Raw genomic sequence first — 6081 nt, 5'->3', positions numbered from 1 at the left:
ACCACGAACTACTTGATTCATGGTGAACACATCTGACAAGATTGGGACGTTCTGCAAGACTGTCTTACCCTTGCTTGCTAGAATAGTCGCTGCCAATAAAGGTAAGACTGCATTCTTTGCTCCCTCGATCGTCACACTCCCAGCCAGACGATTATCCCCGCCTTGAACCACAATTTTTTCCATAGTTGTTTCCTTTACTTTTGATTTTATAATAGTCCTCTAAGCGCTTCTTGCCACAGTTGGTACAAACTGATAAAGAATGAACTCAAGATGTAGCCCATCACGATACTAAAGAAGCCTACCAACAAACGAACCTTTTTTGTGTTAGTAGCGGTGACTTTTAAAACCTTTTCCCATCTCACAAGATCCTTCAAAAGGTAAAAACTCAAATAAATAAAGAGTATATGACTGCTTAGAGTGAATAATAATTGAACCATTTGACTATTATACCATCTTATCCGCTTGCGCGCTAGTTTTCGATTTTTCTACGAATTAGGGATTGTTTTTAAGATAATCAATCGCATCCTGCAAGGTTTTTACGGGCACGATTTTCATCTCTGTTTTGATCGTTTTAGCAGCTTCTAAGGCTGTTTCATAGTTGCTTTTCGCATTGGGATCTGCTTTTTTTGCTTCCTCGGTAACTGGATTGTCAGGAGCAAAAAAGATGTTGGCTCCCTGACGAGAGGCTGCAACTACTTTTTTGTCAATTCCACCAATATCGCCAACATTTCCATCGCGATCAATGGTTCCCGTCCCCGCAACAATGCGGCCATTACGAAGGCCTGGATCGGCTATCTGGGTGTAGATAGCGAGACTGAACATGAGACCGGCACTTGGCCCGCCGATACCAGCTGTTGAAAAACGAATCGGAACATCACTGGTCACTTCCGTACGGTCAATCAGACCAATCCCAATCCCGTTTTTCCCATTTTCGAGAGTGATAATTTTACCTTCAGCAGACTTGACTTTTCCGTCTTCTTCATAGGTTACCTTGACCGTGTCCCCTAATTGTTGAGAGTTGACGTAGTCGACTAAATCTTTTGAACTGTCAAACGTCTTGTCGTTAACAGCTGTCACTGTATCTGCAATGTTCAGAATGCCCTTAAAAGTTGAATTGTCCGTCACGGTCAAGACATAAACTCCCAGATACTTGAGTTCGATATCCTTTCCAGCCGTCTTCAATCCTTGATACTTGGCCATGTTTTGAGAAGTTTGCATGTAGAACTGATTGATCCGCATAAACTCCGCATCCGTAGAACCACCCGTTGTCTCCTGAGCGCTTCTAATATCCGTGAAAGGTGTTAACCAAGCATAGACAAGATGCGATAGGGTTGCATGTCGAATGCCGACTGTTACAAACTGGTAAGCTCCTGCTTCTGTATCTTCTGTTTCATTGACTTTCAAAACTTGACGAATATCTTCCGCTCCACCTGGAACTTCTATGTAGTAAGGTAATGGTACTACAAAGGTTAAAAAAGTCAATACTAGTGCTAGGATGACATATAAGGGCCATCTAGTTTTTTTCTTCATGTTCTAATTCCTCCACAACACTGTTTGGGACATACTGCTGAATCTCCTGACCAAACTTCAGAAGTTCTCTCATGGCTGAAGAGCTAATATAAAGATGCTCTGGGCGACTATGTAGGTAGACGGTCTCGATCTCTGGAGCCAGTTGATGATTGTAGTAGTCAAAACTAGCCTCGTATTGCAAGTCGGTGGCATTTCGCAAGCCACGGACAAGGGTCTTAGCACCCAGTCTTCTTGCAACATCGACGACTAGTTGGTCATGAGAAGCCAGGACCTCTACATTATCTAAATGCGCCACCGCTTTTTCGACTGCCCGTTTGCGGTTTTCAACAGGGAGAAAGCCTTGTTTGTGGGGATTGTAGAAAACCCCGACATAGAGCTTATCAAAGAGTTTGCTAGCACGTTCAATGATATCTAGATGTCCATTCGTCATCGGATCAAATGAACCTGTGAATAATCCAATTTTATCTGACATAGACTGTCACCTTACTAATCCCATATATTTTTTCCTTCCAGATACCTAAGCAGGCGATTTCTTCTGGTAGTTCTACAGACTTATCGGTTTCACAGACAACCATGATCTCTTCGGAGAAAAGGTTTCTTTCTGCCATTTTTTCGATATCTGCAACGATTTGTTCCTTGGCATAGGGAGGATCTAAAAAGACCAGGTCAAAGGGACTATTCACTTGCTCCAAGGCTCGTTCAGCCTCCATCTTTAAGAGCTGAAATTTGGAAACTTCCTTGGTCATTTGGATATTTTCAGCGATGATAGCTTGTGCCTTTCGATCCCGTTCCACTAAGACAGCATGGGACATCCCACGCGAGACTGCCTCAATGGATAAACCGCCACTGCCAGCATAGAGATCCAAGACACGACCGCCCTCAAAATAGGGACCTATCATGTTAAAGATAGCTCCACGCACCTTATCCGATGTCGGCCTAGTCGTCTTGCCTTCTAGCGTCTTGAGAGGGCGCCCTCCGTAGATTCCTGATACGATTTTCATACCGTTTATTATACCAAATTATAGGCAAAAAGAGAACGAAAACCGAACCTTGCGGTTCGATTCTCTACAAAATATTTTCGTACGTATCGCGGACTTCTTGAGGCCAGACACTGGTCTGAACTTCTCCAATGTGTTTCTTACGAAGAAGGAACATGGCCATCCGAGACTGTCCGATACCTCCACCAATTGTCAGTGGGAAAAGGCCGTTAAGCAGGGCTTTATGCCATTCCAGCTCGAGACGATCTTCGTCTCCGGTAAGAGCCACTTGGCGACGAAGTGTATCCTCATCTACCCGAATCCCCATAGAAGAAAGTTCAAAGGCACAACCAAGAGATTCGTTCCAAACTAGAATATCGCCATTCAACCCTTTGTAGCCATTTTCAGACTCTGTTGTCCAGTCATCGTAATCAGGTGCACGGCCATCATGAGGTTTCCCGTCAGGCAACTCGCCACCGATACCAATCAAGAAGACAGCACCGAACTCTTTACAGATTGCATTTTCACGCTCTTTTGGTGTCAAATCTGGATAGCGTTCCACCAACTCTTCTGTATGGATGAAGGTAATTTGTTTTGGCAAGATCGATTCGATATCATAGCGGGCTTCTACGGCTAGCTCTGTTAGACGAATAGCCTTATAAATCTTTTCAACTGTTTCTTTAAGATAAGCGATATTGCGTTGTCCATTTGGAATCACTTTTTCCCAGTCCCACTGGTCTACATAAACAGAGTGGGTCGCATCCAGTGAATCTTCATCTGGACGAAGGGCCTTCATGTGAACAAACAAACCTTCTCCTTCACCGAAACCAAAACGGGCCAAGGTGTGGCGTTTCCATTTGGCAAGTGAGTGAACGACTTCATAAGTTTCATCTGGAATTTGCAAGACCTTCACCGATACTGGATGTTCGACACCAGACAGGTTATCCTGCATCCCATCACCGACCTTGCTCAAGATAGGACCTTGAACCTCGACAACTTCTAACTTATCTTTCAAATACTGGGTAAAAGTGTTCTTCACAAAGGAAATTTCTTCTTGCTGATGAATAAAGCTTTTCTTCATAAACGGCTCCTAAAAAATTAGTTAAAAGCATTATACACCTATTTTCAAGAAAAGGAAAGAGTAAATAAGAAAAAGTCAGCGCTCTTTAGAACACTGACTCCATAATTCTTTAATCGTTTCGACCAAAGATTCGTAAGATGCTAAGGAAGAGGTTGATAAAGTCTAGGTAGATGCTGAGGGCCATTGAAACGACCCAACCTGTTGCTACTTGCCCTCGTGACTGCTCATAAACATAGCGAATCTTTTGGTTATCCCAAGCAATCAAACCTGAGAAGACCAAGACCATGGCAATACTAATCATGTAGTCAAAGAAGCTATTTGCTAGAAATAGATTCACAACCATGGCGATGATGAGGCCGACAAGTGCCGCCATCAGAGCTCGTCCCATTCCACTCAAATCTTTCTTGGTGAAAATCCCGATTGCCGCCATGACAAAGAAGAGTAGGGCGCTGGATACAAAGGCTGATAATACGGTTCCCGGTGTATAGAAGGCTACGACAAAACTAAGCGTGAAGCCATTTAAAACAGAATAAACTAAAAATACTGGCAAAGCTGCTGGGCTGTTTTTAGTAGCCATGCTACTTGCAACAAAGACCAGACCAAGTTCTGCAAAAGTTGCAATCATCAGCCAGAGACGACCATGCATTAAAAAGTAGACCAATTGGGACTGAAAGACTGTCAACATCAAAGCTGACACGAGAGCTGATAGACCAATCCCAAGTCCCACAAAGGCGTAAACCTTAGCGTAAAATTGATTGAGACCTGAACGTTCTTGAATAATCGTTTGATTCATTCTGATTCTCCTTTTCTCTATAAATATACCTTGATTATAGCAAATATTCCATTAATTAGCTAAAATAAAACATCAAAATGCCTGCGGCAACTGCAACATTTAGACTCTCTGCTTGTCCCTTCATAGTAATGTGAATGAGTTGATCCGCACTCTCAGCCATGACAGAACTAATCCCCTGCCCTTCATTTCCCATGACTAAAACAAAGTCTTCTAGGGGAGAAAGCTCACGATAATCCTTTGAATCTCTCGATAAGGTTGTTGCCAGAATGGGCAAATTGCTCCTCTTTGCCTCTTCTATAAAGGTGGCAAGAGGCATACGATAGATGGGCAAGTGAAAATGACTTCCTTGCATGGAACGCAGTGTCTTGAGACTGTAGATATCCGCTGACTTATCTGAAACAATAACCCCTGTAAAACCTGCGGCATCCGCCGTCCGAATCATGGTGCCCACATTGCCAGGATCTTGGACATCCTCTAAAAATAGAAACTTGCCCTGATGGAGATCAGGCAGTCCCACTTCTTCTTTTTGGATGATTGCTACGATTCCCTGTGGTGTTTGAGAGTCTGCCAAATCCAGCAAAATCTCCTCTGAAACCCAGACAGTTTGAGGAAAAGCAGCTAACTGATCTCGGTAACTTTCCAGAGCAAAGATCTTCTCAATCGTCACTCCTGCTTGAACAGCTTCTTCAAACAAGTGCCAGCCCTCAATCAAATAAACAAACTTTCGATATTTTTTTTGATGTAATTTCTTGGCATTTTTTACCACAGAATTGGCTTTTGAGGTTATAATAGTCATAGAAATATTATAACACAATCAAAGGGGTTTGGTATGCAAAAGGTTAGAATGATTGCCCAAGGTAGGGTGCAGGGTGTTGGTTTTCGTTGGGGCGTTTATACTCTAGCGCTTGAAATCGGTGGCATCACCGGTCGTGTCTGGAATAATGACGATGGCACAGTAGAAATTCTTGCTCAGGCAGACTCCTCTGCCACTATGGCAAAATTTATCCAAGAAATCCGAAAAGGTCCAACACCTTTTTCAAAAGTTACCTATCTGGATGTACAAATGAGCAACTTTTCATCCTACTCGGACTTTAAAGTCGCAAATTAGGTCTCTAGAACTATTGTATATTTTACAAAAAAACAGTAGAATAGAAAGGTATAATTTTTATAGAAGGAATGAAAACATTGAAATCTATTAAACGTTTTGCCCTCTCTGCTATGGGAGTGGCTATGCTACTTATCTTGACAGGCTGTGTCCAAGTAGACAAGGCAACAGGACAACCTACAGGATTGATTTGGAATACCATCGGAGCACCTATGGCAGAGGCTATCAAATACTTTGCTAATGATATGGGACTTGGTTTTGGGATGGGGATCATCATCGTTACCATCATCGTACGTTTGATTATCTTGCCACTCGGTATCTACCAATCATGGAAGGCAACACTTCACTCTGAAAAGATGAACGCCCTCAAACACGTGCTCGAACCACATCAAACACGTCTTAAAGAAGCAACAACCCAAGAAGAAAAACTTGAGGCTCAACAAGCCCTCTTTGCCGCCCAAAAAGAACATGGTATCAGCATGCTTGGAGGAGTTGGATGTTTCCCTATCCTCATTCAAATGCCTTTCTTCTCTGCTATCTACTTTGCTGCCCAACACACTGAAGGGGTTGCTGATTCTAACTTCTTGGGAATTGC

Annotated in this window: 9 protein-coding genes and 1 pseudogene; 2 read left to right on the top strand and 8 right to left on the bottom strand. The window is 42.9% G+C overall.

The genetic code is table 11. The annotated features are described in order from the left end of the window. From SORDD16_RS09325 to SORDD16_RS09295, 8 genes and pseudogenes are all read right to left on the bottom strand, one after another. A pseudogene (locus tag SORDD16_RS09325) lies at positions 1-183 on the bottom strand (UDP-N-acetylglucosamine 1-carboxyvinyltransferase); the annotation flags it as partial. Positions 184-206: 23 nt separating this feature from the next. Beyond that, entirely contained in the window at positions 207-437 is a 231-nt protein-coding gene (locus SORDD16_RS10855; protein WP_002892633.1) for a DUF1146 family protein, read from the bottom strand. Positions 438-492: 55 nt separating this feature from the next. Then, positions 493-1530 carry a SepM family pheromone-processing serine protease gene (locus SORDD16_RS09320; RefSeq protein WP_061453231.1) on the bottom strand — a complete coding sequence of 346 codons (1038 nt, stop codon included), beginning with the start codon at positions 1528-1530 and terminating at the stop codon, positions 493-495. Then, positions 1514-2002, bottom strand: coding sequence for a pantetheine-phosphate adenylyltransferase (gene coaD, locus SORDD16_RS09315; protein ID WP_061453230.1), 489 nt, complete (start codon positions 2000-2002; stop codon positions 1514-1516). The genes SORDD16_RS09320 and coaD overlap by 17 nt, the downstream gene beginning before the upstream one ends. Continuing rightward, positions 1992-2531, bottom strand: coding sequence for a 16S rRNA (guanine(966)-N(2))-methyltransferase RsmD (rsmD, locus tag SORDD16_RS09310; protein WP_061453229.1), 540 nt, complete (start codon positions 2529-2531; stop codon positions 1992-1994). The genes coaD and rsmD overlap by 11 nt, the downstream gene beginning before the upstream one ends. 64 nt (positions 2532-2595) lie before the next feature. After that, positions 2596-3588 carry an aspartate--ammonia ligase gene (gene asnA / locus SORDD16_RS09305; protein WP_000747987.1) on the bottom strand — a complete coding sequence of 331 codons (993 nt, stop codon included), beginning with the start codon at positions 3586-3588 and terminating at the stop codon, positions 2596-2598. Positions 3589-3697: 109 nt separating this feature from the next. Then, on the bottom strand, positions 3698-4381 hold the full coding sequence (locus tag SORDD16_RS09300; protein ID WP_061453228.1) for a Bax inhibitor-1/YccA family protein: 684 nt from the start codon (positions 4379-4381) through the stop codon (positions 3698-3700). Between the two features lie 55 nt (positions 4382-4436). After that, positions 4437-5177 carry a TrmH family RNA methyltransferase gene (locus SORDD16_RS09295; RefSeq protein ID WP_061453227.1) on the bottom strand — a complete coding sequence of 247 codons (741 nt, stop codon included), beginning with the start codon at positions 5175-5177 and terminating at the stop codon, positions 4437-4439. 33 nt (positions 5178-5210) lie between these two features. On the opposite strand from SORDD16_RS09295, the gene SORDD16_RS09290 reads away from it, so the two are divergent. Further along, positions 5211-5489 (top strand): acylphosphatase, encoded by a 279-nt coding sequence (locus SORDD16_RS09290; RefSeq protein WP_001174620.1) that lies wholly within the window; start codon positions 5211-5213, stop codon positions 5487-5489. Positions 5490-5566: 77 nt separating this feature from the next. Next, the coding region (locus SORDD16_RS09285; RefSeq protein ID WP_241734056.1) for a YidC/Oxa1 family membrane protein insertase at positions 5567-6081 on the top strand (515 nt) is incomplete at its 3' end.

The sequence above is a fragment of the Streptococcus oralis genome, assembly GCF_001578945.1.
In the GTDB taxonomy this organism is placed as follows: Bacteria; Bacillota; Bacilli; order Lactobacillales; family Streptococcaceae; genus Streptococcus; species Streptococcus oralis_Q.
Note: the sequence above shows the minus strand (reverse complement) of the source record. Positions and strands in the feature narration are given on the sequence as shown.

Bases quoted from the DNA above. Each gene is read 5' to 3' on its own strand.
- SORDD16_RS10855 (WP_002892633.1), bottom strand. From the start codon at position 437: ATGGTTCAATTATTATTCACTCTAAGCAGTCATATACTCTTTATTTAT.
- SORDD16_RS09320 (WP_061453231.1), bottom strand. From the start codon at position 1,530: ATGAAGAAAAAAACTAGATGGCCCTTATATGTCATCCTAGCACTAGTA.
- coaD (WP_061453230.1), bottom strand. From the start codon at position 2,002: ATGTCAGATAAAATTGGATTATTCACAGGTTCATTTGATCCGATGACG.
- rsmD (WP_061453229.1), bottom strand. From the start codon at position 2,531: ATGAAAATCGTATCAGGAATCTACGGAGGGCGCCCTCTCAAGACGCTA.
- asnA (WP_000747987.1), bottom strand. From the start codon at position 3,588: ATGAAGAAAAGCTTTATTCATCAGCAAGAAGAAATTTCCTTTGTGAAG.
- SORDD16_RS09300 (WP_061453228.1), bottom strand. From the start codon at position 4,381: ATGAATCAAACGATTATTCAAGAACGTTCAGGTCTCAATCAATTTTAC.
- SORDD16_RS09295 (WP_061453227.1), bottom strand. From the start codon at position 5,177: ATGACTATTATAACCTCAAAAGCCAATTCTGTGGTAAAAAATGCCAAG.
- SORDD16_RS09290 (WP_001174620.1), top strand. From the start codon at position 5,211: ATGCAAAAGGTTAGAATGATTGCCCAAGGTAGGGTGCAGGGTGTTGGT.